20 protein-coding genes and 1 tRNA gene are annotated in these 23,588 nt (G+C 67.1%); 13 read left to right on the top strand and 8 right to left on the bottom strand.

Features of this window, described 5'->3' with window-relative positions; all coding sequences use genetic code 11:
- Positions 1–162 precede the first annotated feature (162 nt).
- Genes C489_RS10070 through C489_RS10045 form a run of 6 tightly spaced genes read left to right on the top strand, consistent with a single transcriptional unit; the run spans position 163 to position 7,147 of the window.
- A complete protein-coding gene (locus C489_RS10070) occupies positions 163–1,326 on the top strand; it encodes a glycosyltransferase (RefSeq protein WP_006431138.1) in 1,164 nt (387 codons plus the stop codon).
- Entirely contained in the window at positions 1,323–2,540 is a 1,218-nt protein-coding gene (locus C489_RS10065) for a glycosyltransferase (RefSeq protein ID WP_006431137.1), read from the top strand. The genes C489_RS10070 and C489_RS10065 overlap by 4 nt, the downstream gene beginning before the upstream one ends.
- On the top strand, positions 2,537–3,631 hold the full coding sequence (locus C489_RS10060; protein WP_006431136.1) for a glycosyltransferase: 1,095 nt from the start codon (positions 2,537–2,539) through the stop codon (positions 3,629–3,631). Before C489_RS10065 ends, C489_RS10060 begins: the two co-directional genes overlap by 4 nt.
- Entirely contained in the window at positions 3,628–5,118 is a 1,491-nt protein-coding gene (locus tag C489_RS10055) for a sulfatase-like hydrolase/transferase (RefSeq protein ID WP_006431135.1), read from the top strand. The genes C489_RS10060 and C489_RS10055 overlap by 4 nt, the downstream gene beginning before the upstream one ends.
- Positions 5,115–6,236 (top strand): sulfatase-like hydrolase/transferase, encoded by a 1,122-nt coding sequence (locus C489_RS10050; protein WP_006431134.1) that lies wholly within the window; start codon positions 5,115–5,117, stop codon positions 6,234–6,236. Before C489_RS10055 ends, C489_RS10050 begins: the two co-directional genes overlap by 4 nt.
- Entirely contained in the window at positions 6,233–7,147 is a 915-nt protein-coding gene (locus C489_RS10045; RefSeq protein ID WP_006431133.1) for an alkaline phosphatase family protein, read from the top strand. Before C489_RS10050 ends, C489_RS10045 begins: the two co-directional genes overlap by 4 nt.
- A 566-nt stretch (positions 7,148–7,713) precedes the next feature.
- On the opposite strand, the gene C489_RS10040 is transcribed toward C489_RS10045, so the two are convergent.
- Positions 7,714–7,788: transfer RNA gene (locus C489_RS10040), tRNA-Met, on the bottom strand.
- Between the two features lie 269 nt (positions 7,789–8,057).
- On the opposite strand from C489_RS10040, the gene C489_RS10035 reads away from it, so the two are divergent.
- The 3 genes from C489_RS10035 to C489_RS10025 all read left to right on the top strand — a co-directional run bounded on the left by C489_RS10035 (position 8,058) and on the right by C489_RS10025 (position 12,012).
- Entirely contained in the window at positions 8,058–9,071 is a 1,014-nt protein-coding gene (locus C489_RS10035) for a polysaccharide pyruvyl transferase family protein (RefSeq protein ID WP_006431132.1), read from the top strand.
- Between the two features lie 82 nt (positions 9,072–9,153).
- Positions 9,154–10,548, top strand: a complete 1,395-nt coding sequence (locus tag C489_RS10030) for a sulfatase-like hydrolase/transferase (RefSeq protein WP_006431131.1) — start codon at positions 9,154–9,156, stop codon at positions 10,546–10,548.
- 21 nt (positions 10,549–10,569) lie between these two features.
- Positions 10,570–12,012: an oligosaccharide flippase family protein gene (locus tag C489_RS10025; RefSeq protein WP_006431130.1), complete on the top strand. Its 1,443-nt coding sequence runs from the start codon at positions 10,570–10,572 to the stop codon at positions 12,010–12,012.
- Here the strand turns inward: C489_RS10025 and C489_RS10020 are convergent.
- The 3 genes from C489_RS10020 to C489_RS10010 all read right to left on the bottom strand — a co-directional run bounded on the left by C489_RS10020 (position 12,009) and on the right by C489_RS10010 (position 14,401).
- The gene (locus tag C489_RS10020) at positions 12,009–12,830 is read right to left on the bottom strand and encodes a hypothetical protein (RefSeq protein ID WP_006431129.1); all 822 of its coding nucleotides are present in this window, start codon (positions 12,828–12,830) and stop codon (positions 12,009–12,011) included. The genes C489_RS10025 and C489_RS10020 overlap by 4 nt on opposite strands.
- A gap of 103 nt (positions 12,831–12,933) precedes the next feature.
- On the bottom strand, positions 12,934–13,971 hold the full coding sequence (gene twy1, locus C489_RS10015) for a 4-demethylwyosine synthase TYW1 (protein ID WP_006431128.1): 1,038 nt from the start codon (positions 13,969–13,971) through the stop codon (positions 12,934–12,936).
- Positions 13,972–14,065: 94 nt separating this feature from the next.
- Complete coding sequence (locus tag C489_RS10010; protein ID WP_006431127.1) at positions 14,066–14,401, bottom strand: hypothetical protein; 336 nt, start codon at positions 14,399–14,401, stop codon at positions 14,066–14,068.
- 187 nt (positions 14,402–14,588) lie between these two features.
- Between C489_RS10010 and C489_RS10005 the strand changes: the two genes are divergently transcribed.
- Both C489_RS10005 and C489_RS10000 read left to right on the top strand, forming a co-directional pair.
- The gene (locus tag C489_RS10005) at positions 14,589–14,951 is read left to right on the top strand and encodes a hypothetical protein (RefSeq protein WP_006431126.1); all 363 of its coding nucleotides are present in this window, start codon (positions 14,589–14,591) and stop codon (positions 14,949–14,951) included.
- A 31-nt stretch (positions 14,952–14,982) separates the two neighbouring features.
- Entirely contained in the window at positions 14,983–15,960 is a 978-nt protein-coding gene (locus C489_RS10000) for a hypothetical protein (protein ID WP_006431125.1), read from the top strand.
- A gap of 50 nt (positions 15,961–16,010) precedes the next feature.
- On the opposite strand, the gene C489_RS09995 is transcribed toward C489_RS10000, so the two are convergent.
- The 4 genes from C489_RS09995 to glpK all read right to left on the bottom strand — a co-directional run bounded on the left by C489_RS09995 (position 16,011) and on the right by glpK (position 20,212).
- Positions 16,011–16,691 carry an HAD-IIB family hydrolase gene (locus C489_RS09995; RefSeq protein WP_006431124.1) on the bottom strand — a complete coding sequence of 227 codons (681 nt, stop codon included), beginning with the start codon at positions 16,689–16,691 and terminating at the stop codon, positions 16,011–16,013.
- 171 nt (positions 16,692–16,862) lie between these two features.
- Positions 16,863–17,456, bottom strand: coding sequence for a class I SAM-dependent methyltransferase (locus C489_RS09990; protein ID WP_006431123.1), 594 nt, complete (start codon positions 17,454–17,456; stop codon positions 16,863–16,865).
- Positions 17,457–17,626: 170 nt separating this feature from the next.
- Entirely contained in the window at positions 17,627–18,667 is a 1,041-nt protein-coding gene (locus tag C489_RS09985) for a hypothetical protein (protein ID WP_006431122.1), read from the bottom strand.
- Positions 18,668–18,670: 3 nt separating this feature from the next.
- Entirely contained in the window at positions 18,671–20,212 is a 1,542-nt protein-coding gene (glpK, locus tag C489_RS09980) for a glycerol kinase GlpK (protein WP_006431121.1), read from the bottom strand.
- A gap of 296 nt (positions 20,213–20,508) precedes the next feature.
- Between glpK and glpA the strand changes: the two genes are divergently transcribed.
- Together glpA and glpB are read left to right on the top strand one after the other, a co-directional pair.
- Positions 20,509–22,218, top strand: coding sequence for an anaerobic glycerol-3-phosphate dehydrogenase subunit GlpA (gene glpA / locus C489_RS09975; protein ID WP_006431120.1), 1,710 nt, complete (start codon positions 20,509–20,511; stop codon positions 22,216–22,218).
- The gene (gene glpB, locus C489_RS09970) at positions 22,219–23,523 is read left to right on the top strand and encodes a glycerol-3-phosphate dehydrogenase subunit GlpB (RefSeq protein WP_006431119.1); all 1,305 of its coding nucleotides are present in this window, start codon (positions 22,219–22,221) and stop codon (positions 23,521–23,523) included.
- Positions 23,524–23,588 lie beyond the last annotated feature (65 nt).

Genomic DNA, 23,588 nt, shown 5'->3' with positions numbered 1-23,588 from the left:
ATGCCGCGTTCTCCCCGCCGTCGATCGACAGCAGTCCGGCCGAATCGATCCGCGAGGCGATCACGGACCTCTCAAGCTCGACGACAGTAACGGCCGTCGCCCCTTGCACAATGCAAGGAGACCGGCTTTCAGCCGGTCCGTTGAGCGTTTAGCCGTACCTGCATGAAGCGCTTCCTCGAGGCCCTGTTCGGGTTAGTCGCACTGACCGGCCTCCCCTATCTGATCTACCTCGGCGTGTACTACCTCCGACGGCCGTCGGGGACGCCCGCCGACACGTGGCCCCGAGAGCCGTCGGTGAGTATCGTCTTACCCACGTACAACGAGGCGGCGATCGTCGAATCGAAACTCGAGGAACTCGTCGAACTCGACTACCCGACGGAGAAGGTCGAGATCGTCGTCGTCGACTCGAGCGACGACGGGACGGCGGAGTTGGTCGAGACGTTCTTCGCCGGACGATCGGCACCGGACCTGACGCTCATCCGTGAGGACGAGCGCCAGGGGCTCGCGGTCGCGCTGAACGAGGCCTACGCCGCCGCGACGAACGAGGTCGTCGTCAAGACCGACTGCGACTCGCGGCTCGCGCCCGACGCGGTCCGGAAGGCGGCCGCGAACCTCGCCGATCCCGCCGTCGCGGCGGTGACCGGCCGTAACGCGGACGTCCTCGGTGACAGCGGCGTCGAGCGGGGCTACCGGGACATCCAGACGATGATCCAGATCCTCGAGTCCCACATCGACTCGACGCTGATCTTCCACGGGCCGTTCTCGGCGTTCGAACGCGACGCGATCGTCCCGATCGACGAGGACTCGATCGCCGACGACACCGAACTCGCGCTGAAGATCCGGCGCAACGGGGATCGCGTCGTCTTCGATCCCGACATCCACTACAAGGAGGCCGCCCACTCGGCCTTCGGCAAGCGCCGCGAGCAGAAAGACCGGCGCGCGATGGGGCTGCTCCGACTCCTCTGGCGACAGCGCGACGCGCTCGGCAGCCACGGGGCCTACGGCCGCGTCGTCCTCCCCTTCAACTGGTGGTTCATGGTGGTCTCACCGTGGCTCGTTGGGGCGGGAATTGCGGTGGCCACGGTCGGTTCACTGGCCGCGCTCGGCCCCGCGGGACTGCTCACGCCGGCCGGCGTCTTCGCGTTCACGGCGCTTGGCTCCCGCGACGCGCTCGGCCCGCTCCAGCCGTTCTACTCGCTGTTCGATACCCAGATCTCGCTGCTCCGCGCGAGCGTCTCGCTGCTCCGGGCTCGAGCCGACGGGGACGACGAGACCCACGACGGCACGTGGTCGACCGACGACGAACTCCGGGAGGTGTTACAGTGACCGACGCCGATACCGACGCGAACGTCGCCGTCCTCCACGACCGCTTTCCCGGCATCGGCGGCGGCGAGGAGTTCGCGCTCGAGGCCGCGCGGGTGCTCGACGCACCGATCTACACCGCCTACGTCGCCGACGGGACCGAACTCCCCGACGACGTCGAGGTGATTCCGTTCCGGCAGGCGAAGTACACCTCGCTGCCGTGGCGGCCGTTCCTCGAGTGGAAAAACGAGGGGATGAACCCGCTCGAGACGCTGAACGTGGCGCTCGATATGACCGACGCCCACCCCGACCTCGTCGACTACGACGTTGTCCTCGAGAGCGCGCCGCTGTCGAAGTACTACGTGCCCGCGGTCGATCAGCGGATCGTCCACTACCCCCACAGCCCGCCGCGGTGGCTGTACGACCTCTACCGCGATCGGCTCTCGTCGTTCGACCTACCGCTCGTCGAGACCGGGCTCAAGGCCTACGCGAAGGGATGGCGGGCGCTGGACAAGGAGGCCAACGACTACGTCGATCGGTTCGTCGCGAACAGCGAGTTAGTGCGCGATCGCATTCGGCGGTTCTACGACCGCGACGCCACGGTCGTCTATCCGCCGGTGACCGGCGACTGGCGCACCGAGGGCGACGACGGCTACTTCGTGACGTGGTCCCGGCTGGCCCCCGAAAAGCGGATCGACCTGATCGCGAAGGCCTTCGCGGGGCTCGACGAGCGCCTCGTCATCGCGGGCGACGGCCAGCAGCGCGAGCGACTCGAGGAATTCGCCGCGAACTACGACAACATCGAGGTCCGAGGTTACGTCGAGGACATCGAATCGCTGGTCGCACGGTCCACCGCGGTCGTCTACGCGCCGAAACAGGAGGACTTCGGCCTCGTCGGGGCCGAGGCCATGATGGCCGGCAAACCCCTGCTCGGGGTGAACGAGGGATTCACGCGGTATCAGGTGCAGGGCGGGCGGACGGGCCTGTGCTTCGAGCCCACCGTTGCCTCGATCCGGGAGACGGTCCGCCGGTTCGATCCCGACGACTTCGACGCCGCCGAGATCCGCGAGGAGGCCCGGCGCTACGAGTACGATCGCTTCGCCGCGGGCCTGCGCGAGGTCGTCGAGCAGACGGCGGCCGCCGACGTGGGTCCGCGACGGGGAGAGCGTCCGAGCCACGGAACGAACGACGATCGGGAACCCGGACGACGGCGCGCCGAGGGGGTGCTCGATCAGTGACGGCGAGGACGACTCAACGCGATCGAGACGGCGACTCGAGGACGCCGACAGCGACCGAGATCTCGCGAACGCGGCGGGCGGCGACGAGCGATCGGTGTCTGCTCTATCAGAACAGCGACGCACACCCCGCTCACCGGGTCTTCGCCGACGCCGTGAGCGCCGACCGCCGTCACTTCGAAACCGGTAGTCGGCCGCCCGAACCGGACGGCAACACCGAGCGGACCGTCGATCGGCTCCGGACCGCCGGGACGCTGCCCGCGTACGATACCGTCATCGCGGAGGGAAGCGCGCCGCTCCAGACCGGTCTCGCCTACAAGCTTCGCCATCCGGGAACGACCCTCGTCTACCTCGCCGCCGACGAGACCTTCTACACCCTGTCCGAGCGCCCGACGCGATTCTTCTGGCGCGGACTGAAGCCGCTCTCGAGCCGGCTGCTCGACGGCGTGATCGCGGTCGGCAGGGACGCCTACCGCTGGGGGCGGCCGTACCTCGGCGACGTTCCGGTCGCGTACGTCCGGCCGCCGATCGGCGACGAGAAGTACGAGCGCCTCGCCGCGCTCTCCCCGAACTCGCCCGCTGATCCGTTCACGATCCTCACGGCGGGCGAGGCCAAACCCGCGAACGGCTACGATCGACTGGCTCGAGCCGTCGACCGGTTCGCCGGGACCGTCGACGCCGACGTTCGATTGGTCATCCTCGGGGAAGGCCACGAGGCCGAAGCGTACGCGGAGGAATCCCGCGTCGTCACGCCCGGCTTCGTCGACCTCGATACCTTCGCCGACTGGTTCGGCCGCGCGAGCGTCTACGTCCAGTCCTCGCGGGGCGACGCGTTTCCCGTCGCCGCGCTCGAGGGGATCCTCTCGGGAACGCCGACGATCGTCACCGCGGCGACCGGCGTCCGGGGGCTACTGCCCGCCCGACAGGTCGTTCCGCCGACCGAGGCGGGCCTGTTCGACGGACTGGCGACGTTCGCCGACCTGTCGCCCGCGGAGCGGCGGTCCGTCGCGAGCGACCAGCGGGACCTCGTCACCAACCTGACCGAATCGAACCAACGAGACCGCTTCAGCGCCGCACTCGAGCGATTCACATGACCGGAGACGCCCGCCCGAACGTCGTCGTCCTCTGTCTAGATACCGTCAGGAAAGACATCTACGACCAGTACGCCACTCGCCTCCGAGAGATGGCGACCGTCCGCTTCGAGGGAATGCGGGCGCTCGGCGGCTGGAGCGTCCCGAGCCACGCCGGGATGCTGACGGGAGCCGTTCCGTCGGAAACGGGCGTCCACACCCACCAGCGCCGGTTCGACCCGATCGACGTCGCGGACACCTGGATCGCGCCCCTCTCGCGGTCGGGCTACGAGTCCGTCTGCGTCTCGTCGAACATCTACGCCAGCCCCGTCTTCGGGTTCGATCGCTTTTTCGATCGCACGGTCCCCATCTCGCCGAGCCGCAGGCTGCCCGCGGGCATGGATGTCCAGCGCCACATCTCCGATCGCTCGACCGACGGCGTGGAAGCCTACGCCGATTTCGTCCGGCAAGCGCTCGCACACGACCATCCGCTGCGGTCGCTGGCCAACGGCGTCCTCCTCAAACTGGACGACGTGAGTCGGAAGCTGCCGGTCGAGAAACCGACCGACTTCGGCGGCCGCGCGATCGCGCGGACCCTCGAGCGGGAGGTCACCGAGCCCGACGGCCCGGTGCTCGCCTTCGCCAACCTCATGGACGCCCACGGCCCGCACACGCCGTTTCGCGGGTTAGACGACTCGATCCACGGCGTCTCCGCCGACTTCCACTCGAGTCGGTTCCGCGATTCGGACGTAAACGCCGCGGACGGCCTCGGCGAGTTCGGCGCGGATATCGAGCGCGTCCGCCGGCTGTACGCGGCGACGGTCGACTATCTCGACCGGATTGTCGCCGACCTCGTGACCGAACTGGCGGCCGGTGACGACCGCGACACCGTCGTGATCGTGACGGCGGACCACGGCGAGAACCTCGGCTACGAGTCGGACGGCCACCTCATGAATCACATGAGCAGCCTCTCGGAGGCGCTGTTGCACGTCCCATTCGACATCATTACGACCGGCGATGGGGACCTCGATCTCGCGGTCGACGAGACTCGAGCCGACGAACAGGGCGCGGTCCCTGGCGACACTTCCAGTCCGGTCGCCGTCGACGGGCTCAGTTCTCACACCGATCTCGTCGACGTGATTCGATCCCTCGCGGGCGAGGATCCCTTCGATCCGTTCGCCTTCGAGCGCGAGCGCGCTCGCGCCGAGATCGTCGGCTCCGGCTCCGGGATCCCCGAGGGCGGCGACGAATCCTACTGGGACCGGGGACAGCGAGTCGTCTACGAAGACGATCGGAAATACTACCGCGACCAGCTCGGCACCGAGGCGGTGTACGACGTGTCCGGCCCGCCGTCAAAGCAGGTCGAACGCCCGGACGAGACGGTCCCGAACGGTCTCTTCGAGTCCGCCTTCGGCGACTGGGTCACTGACGACGACCACGACGAGCGGGCGTTCGGCGAGGAAGTAGACGCGGCGAGCCGCGCGCGACTGGAGGACCTGGGATACCTATGACAGACCACACGACGGAGACGACCCTGTTAGTCACGGTCGACTCGCTCAGAACCGACCACGTCCAGTACATGCCTCGAACCTTGGAATTCCTGGAGGAGACCCACGACGCTGCCTTCGCCACGAGCACCGCGACGCCCGGCAGCTTCCCGGCGATTATCGGCGGGGAGTATCCGGCCGGCAACGGCCTCGAGTCCGAGGCCAGCGTCGCCCACAAGTTCGAGTCCCACTGCGTCGGGATCACGACGAACCACCTGCTGTCTGTGGAATACGGCTACGCGGCCGGCTTCGACTCGTTCACGTCACCGAAGGGCGGCGGCGAGTCGCTGAAAGACAAGGGCGCGATCCTGCTCGAGCGGGGCTCGCTTCCCTACAAGATCGCCAGCTGGGGCTACAACCGCTACCAACAGCTCCGGAGCTACGTCGAGGAGACCGAGAAGTCGTTCCGCCCCGCGGGCGACGTCATCGACCAGTTCCTGACTGAGACCGGCGACCGCGAGGAGTGGTTCGGCTGGCTACACTTCATGGAACCCCACCATCCCTACGACCCCGACGGTGCGCCCATCGATCGAGCGACGGCCCAGCGGGTCACCCGCCGCGTCCTCTCGGACCGCGGCTCCGAGGAAGACGAGGCCCTCGTTCGGGACCTCTACCGGCAGGAAGTGAGCGAACTCGACGCGGCCCTCGAGACTCTCTGGAACGCGATCCCGGACGAGACGCGCGTCGTCTTCTGTGGCGACCACGGCGAACTGCTCGGCGAGGACGGCTTATGGGGCCATCCCGGCGAGATGCGCCCGGAACTCCTGAACGTCCCGTTCGGCACGCGGAACGGCTCCGACCTCGGCGAGGTCGTCTCGCTGGTCGACGTTCCGACGATCCTGACGGGGACCGAACACGGCGTCGGCACGCTCGAGCGCGAAACCGCCTTCGCCGCCTACGGGGACCAGAAAGCCGCCATGACGGCCGCCCACATCGCGACCGGCGACGGCACGTATCGACTCGACGACGGCGAACCGGTCGACGACCCTGCTCTCGAGCGAGAACGCGACCGATTCGATCCCGCCTACGTCGTCAAGGAAGCGGCGCTGCAGGAAGACCTGGAGGACTTGGGATACGCATGACCGTCGTCGTACTCGCCCTCGACGCGCTCGACGCCGGACTGATCGATCACTTCGACCTCGACTCGTTCCGCCTCGAGTCGGGCGGCGAGATCGAGACGTTCGCGAACACGCAGGCGGTTCCGTACACGCCGGAGGTCTGGGCGACCGTCGCGACCGGGCTCGAGCCCGCCGAACACGGGATCACCGGCGGCGGCACGAGCGAGTGGCAAAATCCCGCGCTTGACCTCGCCTCGACGGTCACCGGCCACCTCGACGAGTCGACGCGGGGGACGCTCGGCAAACTGGTTCGCTCTCGGACCGGCGAGCGCGAGCGCATCGGCGAGACGGACCGCGAGTCGATGTTCGACGCCGACGACGCGGTCGTCCACAACTGGCCGGGCGTCCACGACGGGCAGCCCCTCCAGCGGGCGTGGGATCTGATGAACGCCGTCGCCGAGGGGATGCCCCGCAGCGAGTTCGAGCGCGAACTCTTCGGGCTCTGCGCCCAGCAGTTCAGCTGGGCCCGTGAGATGCTCGCCCACCCGGTCTCGATCGCCGGCGTCCACGTCCACACGCTGGACGCGGCGGGCCACGCCTACGCCGACGACGAGGCCGCACTGGGCCGCGCCTACGAGCGCGTCGGCGAGTTCGTCCAAGAAATCGTCGCCGCCCTCGGCGAAGACGACGACCTCCTCGTCGTCAGCGACCACGGGATGCGCACCGAGTTCTACCCGCCCGACGCCGGCGAGAAACCGGCGAGTCACTCCTGGCGCGCGTACGCGAGTTCCACGGCGGATACCTACCCGAAATCGGTCTTCGACGTGCGCCGATGGGTCGAAGAACGCGCGGCGGAGTCCGGCACCGGATCTGGCAGCGACGAGGGCATCGACATGCCGACCGAGCGCCTGCGCGAACTCGGCTATCTCGACTGACCGCGACACTAAACCGTCGACACCGGCAGCCAGTTCGTATCGTGGATCCTCCGGATCATTCTCTTCGAACTACATGTTTCGTATCAGTAGTCGACGTGTCGCTCCGACTGACCGACCGATACGCGGCGGCGCGCGCTGTCGACCGACCGAGTGCTATCGAGGGCGGTCGACACCACTGCGCGAGGGATGAGTGAGCGACTCCCGGGAGCGAGCGAATCGGTTGGGGAGGGTGTGGCGATTGCCTGCAGCCACGATAGCAGGCTGCTCCTCGTCGCCCTTTCTACGGTACCGCTTCACCGTTTCAGGTCCGTGTCTGTGTCGTAACTGCCGCCCGTTTGCGGACAGGATAATCACATCCAGATCTTCGCTATCCGATTTCAGACAGTTACTGCCTCGAGTCCGGAATTTCCGACCAGGCACGGGAGTCCGTGGCTGCCCTGAGAAGAAAGTAGACGCAATTTGACGATTTGAACCACGCCGTCACCCTCACTCCGTTCGGGTGCCGTCTGGTTCAAACGACCACCGTGCTATATTTGCCGCTCGCGAATTTGCTCGCGGCAGAAGTATAGCGGGAGGTAGATTTGAACTACCGGTCTGCGGGTTATGAGCCCGCCGGAATCTCCTGGCTATCCCATCCCGCTGTCTGTCTCTTTCTGCTGGCCGTGATTAAGGGTTGGTATTTAGTTCCGTCACAGAAAGACCGGGATTCGCTGTCGTGTGGGCCGGGACAGAATTGTCAGCAATGGATTATTGTGTGAAGATTACCCACGAGTTGGTCCGTTCAATGGCCCGCTCGAGGCAGTTCGGCTCGAGAGAGCCAGCCACGACACGCCGTTCCAGCACCGAAGCAGGGCGTTGTCGGCCTGTAGCCCCCGCATAATTATGGCCCGTTCCGGTGGAGACGAGCGCAATGCGAATCCTGCTTTTGCGGACGTGGACGACGAACATCGGGAACGGCTTCATCGACTACGGGGCAAAGGCGATGCTCGAGCGGGCGTTTCCCGACGCGGAGATCGTCGAGACGGGTGGCTATCCGAACCACGCGTCGGATACCGCGGCGCTGTGGCGAGGCACCCGCAAGTTCGAACGGATGGCGGGCCGCGGGGCGGACTACGAGTCGCCGACCCATTCGATTCGGCGGAACACGGTGAACGTCAGCGAGCTGATCGACGCCGATCTGGCCGTTCTCCCGGGCTGTGTGCTCTCCCGGCCGACGTTCCGGAAGTACTACGATACGCTCCGGCAGCTCAGGGAGCGCGGGACGCCGATCGTCGTCGTCGGCGGCGGCGGTGAAACGTACGACGCGGACGAGCGGAAATACGTCGAGGCCGTCTTCGACGCGCTCGATATCGAGGTCCTACTCACGCGGGACCGGACCGCCTACGAGGAGTACGGCGACCTCGTCGAGTACCTGTACGACGGCATCGACTGTTCGCTGTTCCTGGGCGACGCTCACCAGCCACCCGAGGCGAACCGGGAGTTCGATGTCCACACGTTCGACAAGGGGGAAGAGCCCGACATCGACGGCGCGTCGGCGTCGACGATCATTCGACCCGATCACGCGCCCTTCGACGAACCGTACCACTTCCCGGTCGGCGAGCGAGCGCGGGAACTGCTCGGCCTCGAGCGGCCGCTGTTCGAGGACGAGAACGTCTTTGTCTCCGATCTCGTGACCGACTACCTCTTCCTCTACGCCAACGCGGACGTGGTGCGTTCGGACCGGATCCACGCCTGTCTGCCCGCCCTGACCTACGGCAATCGGGCGCAGTTCTCCTTCGACACGCCGCGGGCGAACCTCTTCGATCGGGTCCCGATCGACGGCGACGTCACGAGCGAACCAGTCCGGTTCGATATGGACGAACTCGAGCGCGAGAAAGACGCGCAGGTCGAGGCCCTCGAGGAAGGGGTCACGACGGTCCTGTGAGCGTGACCGTGACCATGTTTGCTTCTACTGCCGGGGGCAGCTTCTTTATCAGCGGGGTGGTAGGGTGAGCGGAACCGCGACCATGGGAGACGAGCCATCTATCGCCCTCGTGGTGCTCGATACCCTGCGGGCGGATTCCTTCGACGAGCACTTCGACTGGCTGCCGGGCGTGCAGTTCGCGAACGCGTGGAGCACGAGCCACTGGACGGCCCCGGCCCACGCCTCGCTGTTCACCGGCCGGTACGCGAGTGAAGCCGGCGTGACGATCAAGTCCCAGGATTTCGACCGGGAGACGACCCGCCTTCCCGAGCGCCTTCAGGACCGCGGCTACCGGACGCGGGCGTTCAGCTGTAACGTCAACATCTCGGAGCAGTTGGGCTGGCATCACGGGTTCGACGACTTCGACGGCGGCTGGCGACTCAGCGGTCTCGGCGAGGACGTCTTCGACTGGGACGAGTTCATCGCCGAACACCGAGCCGACGGTCCCGAACGGTACCTCCGGGCGCTCTGGCAGTGTATCGACGACGACTGCGATACGACACAGTCGCTAAAGCAGGGGGCCCTGATGAAGCTCCGGGACATGGGTGTTGAGAGACGCCACCCCGACGACGGCGCGGCGGAGTTTCTCGAGTACGTTCGAGACCAGTCGTGGACCGACAACAGCGAGTTTCTCTTCGCGAACCTGATGGAGGCACACCTGCCGTACGACCCGCCCGACGAGTATCGAACCCATCCGGACGAGGACTCGCCGCACTTCGACAGCGTGAAAGCCACGCTCGGAGAGCCCTCGGCCGATCCGGAGCGCATCAGGACCGCCTACGACGACGCCGTGCGGTACCTGTCGGACATCTACCGCGACATCTACGAGGAACTCGCCGCCTCGTTCGACTACGTCGTAACCCTCGCCGACCACGGCGAGGCGCTCGGCGAGTACGGCGCGTGGCAACACGGCGGCGGCCTCCACCCGCCGGTGACGAAGGTTCCGCTCGTCGTCTCCGCGCCCGGATCGAACGCCGACGACCAAACCCCCAACGCGGACGGCGCGGAGCGCCCGACGCGGGACGCCCTCGTGAACCTGCTGGACGTCTACGCGACGGTGCTCGACCTCGCGGGCATCGAGTCGGGCCACCGCCGCGGCGAGTCGGTCCGCCCGCTGTGCTCGAGCGAGCCCACTGACGCCGAGCCGCGCTCGAGCGCGCTGCTCGAGTTCCACGGGATCTCGAAGCGGCGCGCGCTCGCACTCGAGGAGGACGGCTACGATATCGGCCCCGTCGACCGCGAACGCCACGGCGTCGCGACGGGCGACTGTTACTACTTCGAGGGGCTGTCCGGGACCGAGCTGATCGGCGACTGCGACCCGGCCGCCCTCGAGTCGGAACTCGATCGACTGGTCGACGACCTCGAGCGCCGCGACGGGCTCTCCGAGGCGGACATGGACGGGCTGGAATCCCAGCTCGAGGAGCTGGGGTATCTGTGACGGAGATCTCGAGACGAACGCATGAGTGACGCAACGTCCGTCAGCCTCGGCGGCGAGACGGTCAAGGCGACGGCCGCGAAGTTCACGATGGCCGCGATCGGCTTCCTCGGCACGATCGTCTTCGCGCGGGTGCTCGGGCCGACCGGGTTCGGCGGCTACTACCTCCTCTTTTCGCTGGTGAAGATCGCCGACCGGGCGGTCAACGGGTGGGGAACGGCGGTGAAAAAGCGGTATTCGGAGGCCGACGCTCCCTCGGGGGAGCTGATCGGCAGTCAGGGGCTGTTCACGCTCGTCTGGATGGCGCTGGCCGTTGCAGTCGCCGCCGTCATCTCGAGTTGGCTCGTCTCCTATACGGGGCTCCCCGAGGCACCGATCCTGTTCGTCCTCTTGCTGTTCGCGGTCACGCTCTTCGAGCCGCTGGACCTGATCGTCCAAGCGCGCGGCCGTGTCGGAGCCTCGATGTGGACCGATACGCTCCGGTCGCTGCTCACCTTCCCGCTCCAGTTGGGCCTGATTCTGGTCGGGTTCGGCGCTGCGGGCATGGCCTACGGACTCGCCGTCGCGACGTTCCTGACGGTCCCGGTCCTCTGGTATTTCGTCCGGACGCGACCGGTCGCGCCGACCCGGGAGACCGTCGCGAACCTCTGGTCGTACGCCAAGTACAGCATTCCGAACTCGTTTCTCGGACAGGCCTACGATCGGTTCGATATCATCCTGCTCGGCTATCTGCTCGCACCCGCGGCCGCCGGCCACTACGAGGTCGCGCTCAAGCTCACGGTGCCCGCGACGTTCGTGACGATGGCCGCCTCGAGCGGGCTGATGGCCCGGGTGAGCCACCGCCACAGCGAGGGCGAATCGCTCGGGACCGACATCTCGAACACCCTCTCGTTTACGAGCATCATCGCTATTCCGATGTTCTTCGGTGCCGTCGCGATGCCGGAACTGCTCGTCGTGACGCTGTTCGGGGACGAGTACGCCGCGGCCGCGGCGCTGCTCGTCGGGCTCGCGGTCTATCAGGTCGCGAAGACCCAAGCCGGCGTCCTCACGAGCGTGCTCTACGGGATCGATCGCCCGGACATCAACACCCGAATCTCGGCCGTGACGCTCACGCTCAACGTCGTCCTCGGCGTCGCACTGACACTCGCCTACGGTGCGATCGGCGTCGTCGTCGCGACGGCCGTCGCGGAAACGCTGCGCTACGCCCTCTCCGCGATCGTTATCAAACGCGAGCTCTCGTCGGTCGTCCTGTTCCCGCGGACGCTCGGGGAACAAGTCGCGGCCGGGCTGGTGATGTTCGCCGTGATCGTCCCCGTCGAGCACGCCGCCCCCGTCGATCACTGGTACCAGCTCCTCGCGGTCGTCGCACTGGGCGCGGCGATCTACGGCGTCACGCTGGCAGCCATCAGCAGAAAGCTCCGCGTCACGATCAAAGGCGTCGTCAGCAGTTCGCGACTCGAGTTCTAGAGTTCTCGTCCGACGTACGCACCGATCGCAGCGACGCGGTCGGGATCGTACGTCCAGAAGCCGTCCCAGAGCCCCGGTTCGATCTCGAGACAGACCAGCGCGACGGAGTCGGGCGCGCGGTCGGTCTCGAGCGCCGCGGCCTCGTCGGGTTCGTAGACGACGAACCAGCCGTCCCGGTACTCGGCCCCCGTTCCGGTGTGTCTCGTTACGTCGAGGTCGACCGCCACCGCCGCGTCGCTCTCGAGTCCGTAGACGTGGACATCGACGTCGGTCGCCGCGAGTTCGGCGTAGACGTCTCGCGTGCCGATTTCGTCGTCGATGCGCTCGAGTTGCTGGAAGCCGGAGCGGAGCGTTCCGCTGCCGGCCACCCAGGCGTGTTGTTCGATATATCGGGAGATGAGGATCAAGAGCAGCTTCTCCTTGTGCGAGCGGGGATACCCCTGGAGCCGCAACCGCGTCTCGTCGAGGGCCGCGAGCACGGCCGGCAGGTCGATGTCGCCGACGCCGCGCGCGCCGGTGACGAACAGATCGGAGTTGATCGCGAGAAGGGAATCGTACAGTTCGCTCATCGGGGAGGCCGCGACCGGGGCCCCTTCCTCGAGCAGAACCGCCGTATCGCCGTCCCGCTCGAGCGCGTCGGCGATCTCCGGATCGATATCGGAATCGAACGGGTGCTCCGCGCTCGATTCGATGGCGACGGACTGGTTTGCGAACGTCTCGGCGAGTAGCTCCTCGAGCGGGCTCGTCGCGTCGTCGCCGACGACGGCGATCGTCCGGGAAACCGAACCGACGTCGTCGATGAACGATCGAAGCGTCACTGGCAGACGTTCTTCGGTACAGCATGTAAGTGTTCTCGCCGTCCAGGGGTCGATCGCCCGTCGACTCGAGGAGTCCCGCGCCGTGCCGGCCGGGTCCGTGCGATTAGTCGCCGGTGACGGGGTCCCGTTCCCAGAACTCGCTGCCTTTCTGCAGTTTCGGGACCCACGTGTCTTTCGTCTTCGAGAGGAGTGCGACGCGAGAGGCAGGGACGCCCATGACTTCGTCGAACCCGGGCATGTACTCGCCGACGTCCTCGGCGAACTCGACGACTTCCTCGTGGTCCGGCATCGCCGAGCGGTCGAGACGACCCTGCGAGTGGCCGACGTGCATGTACGCCTTCAGCTCGATGTAGTCGGGATCGGCCTGCTGGTAGAAGCCGGCGTACCAGTCGGGATTCCGCATGTTCTCGCCTTTGACGAGCGTCGTCCGGAGGACGGTTCGGGTCTCGTCCTTTTCCGCGAGGACGTCCATCGTCTCGAGGAGCTTCTCCCAGGCGTCGTCTTCCATCGCGCCGACGACCTGATCGAAGGTGTGGCGCTCGGGGGCGTCGACGCTGACGTAGAGCTGGGTCGGGTCACAGTCCCGGAGCATCTCCGGCCGGGTGCCGTTCGAGACGAGGAAGGTGGTAATGTCCCGATCGTGGAAGGCCTCGATGAGTTCGGGCAGATAGGGATACAGCGTCGGCTCGCCGTCCAGCGAGATGGCGACGTGGCGGGGCTCCATCGCCTGCTCGAAGACCTCGCGGGGGACCTCCTCGTTGCCGCCGAAGCCCGAGAGCAGCTTCTTCTGTAGTTTGATCGAGGCGTCGACCACCGCTTCGGGATCGTCCCACTGGACGTCGTCCATCTCGTAGGAGTGGCCCTGATGGTCGCGCCAGCAGAAGACACAGCGCTCGTTACACCGGACGACCGGCGTCATCTGGATGCAGCGGTGGGACTCGATGCCGTAGAAGATGTTCTTGTAGCACTTCCCCTCGCCGCGCATGGCGTTTGCCGTCCAGCCGCAGGTCTGGGCGGCCGTGTGGTTCTCGCTGTGGTAGTCCGGGCTCGAGACCTGTGCCGGCCCGCCGCCGTCGCTTTCGGCGTCGTCGCCCGCGTCGGCGCTCGCGCCGTCGGCCCCGGGATTTGCGGAATCGCTCATTTGCCCGTCGTTGGACCGGCCCGGTCAAAAGGCGTGTGGTGTGTGGACCGGCCGGCGCGTTTCCGGCCCGCCGCCGGTCTCTTCACCCGGTCGACTACTCGTCGTCGCGGCGCTCGCTCGAGGAATCGCCGGCCGACTGGTCCGGCAGCACGCGCGGGTCGGCGGGTTCGTCGCCGTGTTTCGCGTCGTCGCGCTCGAACAGGTACAGCGCCGGACCCGCGATGACGATCACGAGCAGGCCGGGAATCGGAACGCTCGGTGGTCCGAGATACATCACCAGCCCGGTCCCGCAGGTAGCGAACACGAACCCCGCCCACAGCGCCGGCCGCGAGAACTCGAGGCGGGTCGCGTCCCGGTAGACGGCGACGGCGGAGCCGAGGACGATCGCGAATCCGATGACGGCGACGGCGACCGTCTGCAGCGAAACCATACCGCATCTTACCACAACGAGGGGAAAAGCGTTCTGAGACCCGCTGCGGCGAGCCGCTCTCGGTATGGGACAAGCCGAGACGAAATCGCCTCTCAAGGCCGTTCGCCGTCGTTGCGCTCACCATGGCTCGATCCCGCTTCCGTACGAAAGCCTCGCCCTCTTCCCCGTTCCGACCCAAGTCTCGGGCATGATTGGCACGTACACGATCGGCAAGAAAGCGGTCATGTTCGGCTACAAACGCTACGGGATTCCGGGTGCCGTCGCCTCCGGCGGCGCTGCGCTGGCGGGCTACCTGATCATTCGCCGAGCCCTGAAGTCGTCGACAAACGACGGGAACGTCGACTCGGCCATCGACGCGGGCGAAATCCAATCCGCGGTCGAAGAGAAAGGGCTCGGTGCAGTGACGAGCACGGAGACGCTCGACCGAGCGATCAACGAGGACGAAGTCAGTTCACCCCTCGACATGGACGACGTCCAGTCGTCGGCCGAGGAGGAATCCGACGAGTTCGGCGACAGCACTGGCGGTGACGGCTCGAGCGCCGAGAGTTGAGCCACGCGACGCGACGTCGACCACGACGAGTATGAGCCAGCGAGATACCACCACCGAGACCGGCGACAGTTCCGCGGCCGAGCGACGCATCCCGAAGATCGACGACGGACCCCTCGCCGGGGCGCTGGGGGCCGTTCGGCGCGGCGTCGGCTCTGGCGTTCCGGCGGGTGTCGCTGGGCTCGCGAGCCTCCTCGGCGGCGTCCGCGCGCTGCGACACGGCGACCGCGATACCGGCTACCTGCGGCTGGGTGCAGGCGGACTCCTCGTCGCGATCGCGCTCGACCAACGGCGGGCCGCCGGCGACCGCGACATCGACGCGACCGACGTGGTCGACACGACGCCCGATATCGGGGACCTCGAGACGGAAGACGCCGGTGGCGAGCACTACGGCGGCGATGCAGCCAGCGAGGTCGTCGACACCGGCACAGGGATCGACATCGAGGACGCGGAGCCCGCGGACTCGAGCCCCGATCGCGACGGCGGCGTCGACGCGGCGAACGTCGACCAGACTGACATCGCGGAACCCGGAATCGACGGGGAGCGACTTGCCGACGCCTTGAGCGAGTCGCCCGCCGCGGACGAACCCGACGCGTCCGAGCCCGCCGCCCGCGAGCCCTACGAACGGCTCGGCGCGGCGGCGTTCGACGAGCACAGCAGCGAGGTGCCGATCCCGCAGGCGGCGTTCGATCGGACCATCCTGTCGCTGCGGTCCGAGGTCTTCTGGGGGATCCGCGAGGCCGACGACGCCGTCATCGTCTCGGGGCAGTTCGATCCGATTCAGGACGGCGACGGGATCAGATACGTCGCCAGTTCCGAGGTCGACGGCAACCGGCTGCTGACAATTCCCGATCCCGTCTTGAACCACTGGGACACGGTCGCCGGCGGCGGGCTGGCCGTCGCCTCCGGAACCGACCTCTCCGTCCTCACGACCGACGCCCTGCAGGCGGACGACCAGCTCCGAATCGTCCCGGAGCAGTGGCTTGAGGACACCCTCGAGAGCGGCGAATAACGATCGCGGTCGTATTTTCGCGGCCGAGTACCCGTCTCTGGCCGCTTCGATTACGTCCCGCGAACCCGCTCGAGCACGGCGAGCGTGCCGTCCGCGTGGACCTCCTCGAGCACCTCGTCGGCGGCCGCCGTCGCCCGCTCGTCGGCGTTCGCGACGGCGAAACTCCGTCCGACGGCCTCGAACGTCGACACGTCGTTGATCGAGTCGCCGACGGCGACGCAGTCCGCGAGGTCGATCCCGACGTGATCGGCGATCGTCTCGAGTCCCTCGCCCTTGGTCGGGTCGGTGTCCTTGACGTGGTAGGCGTAGCCGGTGTCGATCACCTCGAGGCCGTGGTCGGCGGCGATTTCGCGCAGCGGCTCGAGGGGTTGCTCCAAGTTGACCGCGATTTCGGTTTCCCGCCAGCGGTTGACGGTGTCCTCCCGGCCCCAGCCGAGGTCGTAGCCGGCGGCCTCGTACGCTTCGGCGACGGCGCGGGCGGCCTCGCGGTCGGCGGTGAAGAAGACGTCGTCACCGGTGTAGACGACGCCGCCGTTCTCGGCGACGACGAGTTCGGGGATGCCGACGAAGTGACAGAGAGCGACGGGGTAGGGGAACGCCTTCCCGGTCGCGATCACGACTGGGGCGTCCCACTCGCGCAGCGGGTCGAAGACGCGGGGATCGATGCCCCAGCCTTCGGGCCGGGTCAGCGTGCCGTCGATGTCGAGGACGAGCGGCGGATCGGCGGTCATAGCCGTCACTCGAGGGCTGTGTGCCCTAAAATAGTCGGTTCGGAGACGCTCGAGACTGACAGCGCAGCCGGTGATACCCTTTCTCACTCCGTCGAAAGTCGACGCCGTCGCCCCCTCGAACGTCGCTTTCTCGAACCGCCTCCCCGCGGAACGTGCGTTCACTGCGGACGCTTATCGTTCGAACACGAGCGCGTAGTGATACGGCGGGAGCTCGATCGTGTCTTCGAGCGTGAACCCCGCCGCGTCGAGAACCGTCCGTTCGGTCGCTTCGGGAGCCGTTCTCAACTCAGTTGGCGGGCCCCGCGGCTCACCGGCGATTCGGGTCGACTCCCGCGGGCGGTCCTTCCAGTTGATGACGATGAATCGTCCCCCGGGGCGAAGCGAGTCGAACGTCTGTTGCACGACCGTTGCGGGCTCATCGATGCCGTGGAAGGTGTTCGCTATCAGAACGACATCGACGGGTTCCGGAAGGTGCCGCGCTAGCTCTCGAGCATCGCCCGTGACCGTAGTGAGATTCTCGATGGCTTGCTGGTCGGCGAGATGCGATAATGCCTCCAATAGCGACTCGTCAATGTCCAACGCGTAGACCGACGCAGGCGCGGTGATTCGAGCGGCCGGGAGCGCGAAATAGCCGTTCCCGCTCCCGATTTCGGCGACCGTATCTCCGGATTCGAGGCCGAGTTCGCGGAGCGTTTCTCCCGGTGCGGGCCACAGTTTCCCCCACCAGTCCCAATCGGGCTGTCTGGTGTTCTCAAACCGTTCCATGAACGCAACTTGAGATCGCATACTGATAAATTCACACCGGCACCGACCGTCGTGTGGGTCCCCCGTCCCCACTCGAGGCGACGATCGTCACGCACACCACGCTCGAGACTGTCGGAAACCGAATCGCCAACGGGAGAGCGAAGAGACGACCGCAGTCGGCGTCGAACCGTTCAGAGTCCGAGGTAGCCCGGGTTGGGCAAGAGCCCAGCCAGATACAGGACCCCGATGACGAGCATGAACGCCGCGATGGCCATCGCGGGCGGGTCGACGTGAGTCCCGGAGTGCGAGTAGAACACCCGCTGGGACAGTTCGCCGATGAGGGCGCTGATCGCGCCGAACGCGCCGGCGACGAGCAGTACGATCGGGTCGCTGCTGACGGCCGACGCCGCGATCACCGCGCCGGTCGATCCAAGCAGCGTGATGTGGTGAGTGACCGGGATCTTCTCGACGCCGAGGTTGAGAAAGAGGAGGCTCATCGCGGAGATCGCGTAGCCCATGAAGATACTCCCCGTCTCGAGCCAGATGAAGCCGCCGAGGAGGCCCCCCACGATGCCGATAGCGGTCACGCCGCTCCACTCGTACTGGTGTGGCAGCCACGGCTCGGTCGCCAGTCGCCCGGTCTCGGTGCCGCCGTCGGCGGCTATGCGTTTCTCGCCGCGCTCGAACGGCGACATGTCGAGCACGCTCGAGCCGCCGACCTTGCCGACGAGCGGGTAGCCGAACGCGATCCGCGCGAGGAAGGCTGTTGCGACGACCGACAGCGCGATGTTATCCGTCGGGAAACCGAGCCCGGTCATCACCTGAGTAATGAGCATTCCCAGCGCCCCGAAAACCGCGCCGACCGCGAGGATGTCGGGTTTCGTCCCGAACGCGTACGCGATCTCCTTCCCGAAGTGGTAGGTCGAGCCGTCGGGAGCCATCTCCGGGTACTTTCGCCCGGCATAGGCCGTCGCGGCGACGCCGCCGGCGAAGGCGATGTGTGGGCCGGTGACCGCGCCGAAGCCGATCACGCCGGTGATGTCGGTCGCGAGATCCCCCTCGAGGACGCCCAGACCTTCACCGAGGAAGACGACGAAGCCGGTGAAGACGAACGACGGGAGCGCACCGAGCGCTGCGCCGAACGCGCCGCCGGCGAGGGCGGCGATCAACAGCACGGCGAACGCTTCGAACTCCATCCCGATGACGGGAACCTGTAGGAGCGTTCCGTACATGGGTCACTCCTCACCGTCCCGCGCCCAGTCGCGCGATCGTTCGACCGCCTCGCTCCAGCGGTCGTAGCGCTTGTCCGCCGTCTCGGGGGCCATCTTCGGCTCGAACTCCGCGTCGACCTGCCAGTTGCTCCGCAACTCGTCGGGGTCGCTCCAGTACCCGACGGCGAGGCCGGCTGCGTAGGCCGACCCCAGCGCCGTCGTCTCGTCGACGACCGGGCGGACGATCTCCGAGCCGATGATGTCCGACTGGAGCTGACAGAGGAAGTTGTTCTTGACCGCGCCGCCGTCGACTTTCAGCGAGCGCATCTCGATGCCGGAATCGGCCTCCATCGCCTCCGCCACGTCCCGAGTCTGGTAGGCGATCGACTCGAGGGTCGCGCGGACGACGTGTTCCTTCCGCGTGCCGCGGGTCATCCCGACGATGGTGCCGCGGGCGCGCTGGTCCCAGTGGGGCGCGCCGAGCCCGGTAAAGGCCGGGACGACGTAGACGCCGTCAGTCGAGTCGACGCTGCGGGCCAGTTCCGCCGTCTGGGCGGGGTTGTCGATCAGCGACATGTCCTCGAGCCACTCGATCGCCGCGCCGGTGATGAAGATCGAGCCCTCCAGCGCGTACTGAACCTCCTCGCCCGAGCGCTGGAAGCCGATGGTCGTCAGGAGGCCGTGATCGGACTCGACGGCCTCGCTGCCGGTGTTCATCAGGAAAAAGGAGCCGGTCCCGTAGGTGTTCTTCGCGTCGCCGGCGTCGAAGCAGGTCTGGCCGAACAGGGCGGCTTGCTGGTCGCCCAGCGCGCCTGCAACGGGCACCTCGGCCTCGAGGAAGCCGTCCGGATCGGTCGTCCCGTAGGTCTCGTCGTCGCTCGAGGGACGGACCTCGGGGAGCATCGCTTCGGGGATGTCGAACTCCGCGAGGAGGTCGTCGTCCCATGCGAGGTCGTGGATGTTGTAGAGCATCGTCCGCGAGGCGTTCGTGACCTCGGTGATGTGCTCGCCCGTGAGGTTGTAGATCAGCCATGAGTCGATGGTGCCGAACAGCACCTCGCCTTTTGCCGCGCGGTCGTGGATGTCCTCGGGCCGGGAGCGCTCGAGTTTGATCGGATCGGCGTTGTCGAGCAGCCACTCGGCTTTCGTCGCCGAGAAGTAGGCATCGGCCTCGAGCCCGGTCTTGTCGCGAATCGTCTCGACGAGATTGTCTTCCTCGAGTTGTTCGACACGGTCGGTGGTCCGCCGGTCCTGCCAGACGATGGCGTTGTGGACCGGCCGGCCGGAGTCGGCGTCCCACAGGAGCGTCGTCTCCCGCTGGTTGGTCACGCCGATGGCCTCGAGTTGGTCGGGGCTGATCCCCGCCTGCCCGAGCGCCTGTCGGATGACGTCTTTCGTGTTCTCCCAGATCTCCATCGGGTCGTGCTCGACCCACCCGGGTTCCGGGTAGATCTGTTCGTGCTTCTCGTAAGCGTTCGCGACGACCTGCCCCTCGTGATCGAACACGATGAAGCGGGTGCCGGTCGTTCCCTGGTCTACCGCACCGACGTAGGTATTGGCTGTCATTGGTGGTCACCCAGACGTCCACGCGCCATCTTTACCGATGACACCGTGATACTGGTAAACAACTTTGACGATCATTATAAATGTTATCGAATCCATAAGACGTGTTTCATAAACTCGAGAACGATAACAGGCGTTCCAAGCGCGCTACGTACGAGTATCCCGAGAGAAACGATCGGTAACCAGTCCCCTCGAGTCGCGATACCTGAGGGAGATTCCCGACTGCGACCGATTGTTATGGGCGCTTTCTTCCCGTCGATAAAATAAAGGTGCGGGTGGCCGTAGAGGTCAGTGACAGAATGGCACGCGATACTGCGGTCCTCGTCCTCGGCGGTGGGTCGACCGGGTGTGGCATCGCCCGTGATCTGGCGATGCGCGGCCTCGACGTCACGCTCGTCGAGCGGGGCAACCTCACCGACGGGACGACCGGGCGGATGCACGGCCTGCTCCACAGCGGCGGCCGCTACGCCGTCTCCGACCAGGCCAGCGCGACGGAGTGTATCGAGGAAAACGAGATCCTCCGGGAGATCGCCGGCCACTGCGTCGAGGAGACCGGCGGCCTGTTCGTCCAGCGCCCCGAGGACTCGGACGACTACTTCCGTGAGAAACTCGAGGGCTGTCGCGAGTGCGGGATTCCCGCTCGCGTGCTCTCGGGGTCGGAAGCCCGCGAGGTCGAACCGTACCTCGCGGACGACGTCAAACGAGCGATCGAGGTCCCCGACGGCGCGGTCGATCCGTTCCGGCTCTGCGTAGCGAACGCGATCGACGCCGAGACCCACGGGGCGCGCGTCGAGACCCACGCCGAAGTGATCGATCTGCTGCGCGATGGCGACGACATCTACGGGGTCGAAGTGCGCCACGACTCGGGGCCGGGCAAGCGCACGCACGCCACCCCCGGTACCACGGAGGAGATCACCGCCGACTACGTCGTCAACGCGACCGGCGCGTGGGCGGGTCAGATCGGCGCGATGGCCGACCTCGAGATCGAGGTTCGACCATCGAAGGGCGTGATGACGATCATGAACGTCCGGCAGGTCGATACCGTGATCAACCGCTGCCGGCCGAAGGGCGACGCCGATATCGTCGTCCCCCACGAGACGACGGCCATCCTCGGGACGACCGACGAGGAGGTCTCGGACCCGGACGACTACCCCGAGGCGGGGTGGGAAGTCGACCAGATGATCGACACGCTCTCGGAACTGGTGCCGATCCTCTCGGAAGCGCGGACGATCCGCTCGTTCTGGGGCGTCCGCCCGCTGTACGAGCCGCCGGGAACCGGCACGCAGGACCCGACCGACATCACGCGGGACTTCTTCCTGCTCGATCACGCCGACCGCGACGGCGTCTCGGGGATGTCGAGCATCGTCGGCGGCAAATTCACCACCTACCGGGCGATGGCCGAGGAGATATCGGATCACGTCTGCGAGCAGTTGGGCGTGAACGCCTCCTGTGCTACTGCGGAGGAACCCCTTCCCGGCAGCGAAAACATCGAACGGCTCGAGGCCGGGATGGACGACTTCGGCCTGCGCTCGCCGGTGGCCCGCCGGAGCAAGCAGCGACTCGGCAGTCGAGCGTGCGATGTGCTCGAGACCGACGAGCCGAACCCGGTGATCTGCCAGTGCGAAGGGGTGACTCGGGCGGAGATCCAAGACGCCGTCTCGCAGTCCGGGTCGGACCTGAACGCGGTCCGCATCCGCACGCGGGCCTCGATGGGGAACTGTCAGGGCGGCTTTTGCTGTGGGAACATGGCGAGCGAACTCCATCCGACACACGACGAAGAGACCGTCCGCGAGGCGCTGGACGAACTCTTTCAGGAGCGCTGGAAGGGCGAGCGCCACGCCCTGTGGGGCGAACAGCTCTCCCAGGCGATGCTCAACTACGCGCTGCACGCGGCGACGATGAACCGTGATCGCGACCCGGCGAGCGCGGGTGAGGATGTCGACTTCGCGGCCTTCGACGGCGGCCGACCCGAGGGGGACCGGGTCGACGGCCCCCGGGGGGCTCGCTGAATGGCCATCGAGGACGATGTCCTCGTCATCGGCGGCGGCCTCGCCGGCGCGACCGCCGCGCTGGCCGCCGCGGACCGGGGCGCGCAGGTGCGACTCGTCTCGGCCAAACAGAGCACGCTCCGCCACGCCAGCGGACTGATCGACGTGCTGGGATACGCGCCGGCGGGCGACGGCCCGCTCGCGGACCCGTTCGCGGCGCTCGAGGACCTGCCGGCCGGCCACCCCTACGAGAGGGTGGGCGGCGAGGCGGTCCGCGAGGCGCTTTCCTTTTTCGACGAGATCGCCGGTGACGCCTACGAGGGGGGCCACACGGACGCGAACGCGCTCGTGCCGACCCACGGCGGCACGGTCAAGCCGACCGCGAGATACCCGGCCTCGACCGCCGACGGCCTCGCGAGCGACGACCGCGACGCGCTGCTCGTCGGCTTCGAAACGCTGCCGGACTTCGACGCGCCGCTTGCAGCGTCCCACCTCAAGGCCGCCGGCGCGCCCTTCGAGGCCCGCGGCGTCACGGTGCGGTTCCCCGGCATCGTCCGGGACGACGCGAAGATCACGCGGTACGCCCACCTGCTCGACCAACCCGAAACGGTCCGAACTGACCGCGGCGAGACCACCGCTCGCGAGGCCCTCGCCGCGGTCGTCGAACCGCACCTCGAGGGCGAACCCCGCGTCGGCTTCCCCGCCGTCCTCGGCGACGACCACGCCGACGCGGTCAGGGCCGACCTCGGGGACCGACTCGGCGTCGACGTCTTCGAGGTCCCGATGGGGCCGCCGAGCCTGCCCGGGATGCGACTCGAGGACCTGCTCTACGACGCGCTCGCAGAGCGGGGCGTCCGCGTCACGACGGGCGTTCCGGTGGTCGACTACGAGACCGCTGCGGACGGGCCGGACGGAAACGCGCCCCCGCCGATCGATCACGTCATCGTCGACCGCAACGGGACCGAGATTCCCCACCGGGCCGACCAGTACGTGCTCGCGACCGGCGGACTGGTCGGCAAAGGGGTCGAATCGGAGCGCGGACGGGTGTTCGAACCGATCTTCGACTGCCACGTTCCCCACGCCGCGGACCGCTACGACTGGTTCGTCGACGACGTCTTCGGCGACCAGCCCTACGCACAGTTCGGCCTGCCGGTCGACCGCGATCTCCGCCCGCTCGACGCCGACGACGGCCTCGAGTTCCCGAACCTGCGCGGGGCGGGCGCGGTACTCGGCGGCTACGACTTCGCGGCCGAGAAATCCGGTGCCGGGGTCTCACTCGCGACGGGCTACGTTGCCGGGCAACGCGCCGCGGAGGAGCGACAATGACTAGCAGAGACAGTACACGCGACTCGAGTCTCGGACTCGAACGACGACGGGCGGGTGAACGGATC

The organism is Natrinema versiforme JCM 10478 (genome assembly GCF_000337195.1).
Lineage (GTDB): Archaea > Halobacteriota > Halobacteria > Halobacteriales > Natrialbaceae > Natrinema > Natrinema versiforme.
The sequence above is the reverse complement of the archived record's forward strand: the minus strand, read 5'-3'. Positions and strand labels throughout refer to the sequence as shown.